Source organism: Pseudomonas sp. S12(2018), from assembly GCF_024355235.1.
Taxonomy (GTDB): domain Bacteria; phylum Pseudomonadota; class Gammaproteobacteria; order Pseudomonadales; family Pseudomonadaceae; genus Aquipseudomonas; species Aquipseudomonas palmensis.
Genome location: NZ_QLAD01000023.1, coordinates 1 through 2,261, shown reverse-complemented (window position 1 = coordinate 2,261; position 2,261 = coordinate 1). Strand labels below are relative to the sequence as shown.

The window sequence follows — 2,261 nt, the reverse complement described above, 5'->3', positions numbered from 1 at the left end:
GATCGGTGGCATACGTGAAGCTTGCCGAGAAGCCAGTCGGCGATTCGGCGGTGTTGAGCGTCAGGTCGAACTGCGCGCTGTGGGTGTCCCACTGCAGGTTTTCGACCTGCAGCGCATCCGAGTGGTCTGATGCCTGCCGCGTTTCATTGACCAGCCCGCGATGGTTGTACATGGCCTGGAACAGCGGTGTGACGCTCATGCTGCGGGTGGGTTGCAGCGCTTCGACCAGGTAGCCGAAAGGCAACTCCTGAAACTGCTGTGCTTCGAGCGACGTCTGCTTCACCTGCTGCAACAGTGCCTCAAAGCTCGATGCGGTGCTGAAGTCGGCCTTGTAGACCTGGGTGTTGACGAAGAAGCCGATCAGACCCTCGGTCTCGACCCGGTTGCGGTTGGCCACTGGCACGCCGACGCGGATGTCCGCCTGACGACTGTAGCGGTGCAGGAGGGTCTGGAATGAGGCCAGCAACAGCATGAAAGGGGTCACGTTGTGCGATTGGGCCAGGTGTTTGAGACGCTGGGCGACGGTGTGATCGAGGTCGACATCCAGGCGCGCTCCGCGGTGGCTTTGCTCGGAGGGGCGCGGGCGGTCCAGTGGCAACTCCAGCACCGACTGCTCGCCACCGAGCTTTTCAGTCCAGTACTGCAACTGCCGCTCACGTTCGCCGGCTTCCATCCAGCGTCGCTGCCAGATGGCGTAGTCGGCGTACTGGATCGGCAGCTCGGGCAACGTCACCTCGCGCCCCTGGCTGTAGCCGGCATACAACTGCACCAGGTCGCTGACCATGATCTCCAGCGAGGCGGCGTCCGACACGATGTGGTGCTGAATCAGCACCAGCACATGCTCGTCCGGCGCCGAGGATGCTAACGCGATGCGCAACAGAGGGCCGTGCTCCAGGTCGAACGGGGCCTGTGTCTGCGCCTGGACAAAGGCCAGAACCGCCGCCTCTGTCTGGGTGTCCAGCACATGACGCGCAATGTCCAGCGTCAGGTGCGGGGCAATGCGCTGCACCGGGCCGTCGTGGGTCTGGGTGAAGGTGGTGCGCAGGGCCTGGTGGCGTGCCACCAGGGCATTGAAACTGCGCTCCAGCGCGTTCGCGTTCAACGGGCCCTTCATGCGCAGCGCAATGCAGATGTGGTAGGCCGCACTCTGCGGCTCCAACTGCCAGAGGAACCACTGACGCTCCTGTGCGAAGGACAGCGGAACCGTCTCGACCTCCGACTGCACCTGCGGGATCGGCAGGTTGGCCGGCGACACGCCTTCGCCGAGCATTTTTTCGAGAAACACTTTGCGCTTGTCCAGCGGGAGGGTGATGAATCGCTTGGCGATCCGTGCAGCCATGTCCTTGTCCATCACACTTCCTCCAATTCGTCGAACAGTGCTTCGAGTTTGCTGAGTTTCGTGGTGTCGACCTGAGCACCGAGTTGCGCCACCTGCGCAGTGAAATCACCCAGGACAGGGAATTGGAACAGCTCGTGCGGGCTCACCTGTATCCCCACATCCAGTTGCATGCGTGACATCACGCGAATCACCATCAAGGAATGTCCACCCAGTTCGAAGAAGTTGTCGTGCAGGCCGATGCGCTCGCAGCCGAGCACGTGCTGCCAGATGGCAGCAATGCGCTGCTCCAGCTCGCTTTGCGGGGCCACATATTCGCGTTGCAGCTGGCTGGCATCGGGCTTGGGCAGCGCCTTGCGCTCCAGCTTGCCGTTCGGGCTCAGCGGCATCTGCTTCAGCCATACCCATTGCGCCGGGATCATGTAGTCCGGCAGATGTGCATTCAGTGCGTGCCTGAGGTGCTCGCGCAGGTCGTCCTGCCCGGTACCAGCGCTTGGCACCACATACCCCACCAGTTGCTGGCCGGTGGCACCCTCGATCGCCAGCACCACCGCTTTGCGCACGGCATCGAGTGCCATCAGGCGTGCCTCGATTTCACCCAGCTCGATGCGCAGGCCGCGGATCTTCACCTGATGATCAATACGCCCGCGGTATTCGATCACGCCGTCGGTGCGGTAGCAGGCAAGGTCGCCGGTGCGGTACAGGCGCTTGCCTTCGCCGAACGGGCTGGTGACAAAGCGCTCGGCAGTCAGTGCGGCGCGGCGGTGGTAACCCCGCGCCAGGCCTTCGCCGGCCAGGTAGAGTTCACCGGTGACGCCCGCCGGCAACAGCCCCAGGTCGTCGCCGAGGATGTAGGTCTGCAGGTTGGCAATCGGCTGGCCGATCGGTACGCCATCCTTGCCTTCCTCGCGGCAGGTCCAGTGAG

2 protein-coding genes are annotated in these 2,261 nt (G+C 63.4%); both read right to left on the bottom strand.

Features of this window, described 5'->3' with window-relative positions; translation table 11 throughout:
• Window positions 1-1,351 (bottom strand): condensation domain-containing protein (locus tag DN388_RS25325; protein WP_255002872.1); only part of this gene is annotated, 1,351 nt, incomplete at its 3' end.
• The coding region (locus DN388_RS25320) for a phosphopantetheine-binding protein (RefSeq protein WP_255002870.1) at window positions 1,351-2,261 on the bottom strand (911 nt) is incomplete at its 5' end. The genes DN388_RS25320 and DN388_RS25325, both read right to left, overlap by 1 nt.